At 71.5% G+C, this 766-nt stretch carries 1 protein-coding gene; it reads left to right on the top strand.

Translation table 11 applies throughout. From position 1 onward, the window contains the following. On the top strand, window positions 1-766 hold a 766-nt coding region (locus ABD716_RS16360), incomplete at both ends, for a DUF222 domain-containing protein (protein WP_344778854.1).

Genomic DNA, 766 nt, shown 5'->3' on the forward strand with positions numbered 1-766 from the left:
ATCGCGGCGGCTGGCGAAGCTGCCGGTCATCGAGTCCGCCGTGCACGAGGGCGTCCTCGGCCGGGCGCAAGCCGCGGCGATCATCGGGCCGCTGATCGAGGCCGCAGACCGGGCGGAGACCGCGCTGATGAGCGCCGCGTGCACGAACCTCATCGAACTCTCCAAGACCCTGCCGGCCACCGCGGTCGTCGAAGCCGCTGAAGCATGGAAGCTGGTACTCGACCCCGACGGCATCGAACCCGTGGAGAAAGCCGCCATCGAGAAGCGGTTCTTCCGCCTCGGACACGCTCGAGACGGCCTCGTGAGACTCACCGGGCTGCTACCGGTCGAGCAGGCCGCCGCCATCCGCGCCGTCCTCGACGCCTACGTCAACCCACGAACCGGATCATCCGTGCGGTTCACCCCCACCAGCGAGGCCACCGGGGCCAGCCACACCGACAGCCGTGCTGGCGACGGCGCCCACGGCGCCAGCGCCGCCGGCGATGGCGGCACCGGTGCGGAGCCGGAGGTCGACGGGTCCACGCACCCCCTGCTCACCGCCACCGAGGTCGAACCGCCCACAGACACCCGCACGAGGGAACAGAAGCAAGCCGACGTCATCCACGCCGTGTTCGCCGCCGCCGCCCGCGCCCCCGAAACCCCCACCATGGGCGGGGCACACCCCACCGTCCTCATCGTGGTGAACAGAGACGACTTCCAGACCGGGCACGGGACCGCCCGCATCGACGGCGAAGACCACCCCATCACCGCCCAGACCGCACGCCGC

The sequence above is a fragment of the Gryllotalpicola kribbensis genome, from assembly GCF_039538245.1.
Classification (GTDB): Bacteria; Actinomycetota; Actinomycetes; order Actinomycetales; family Microbacteriaceae; genus Gryllotalpicola; species Gryllotalpicola kribbensis.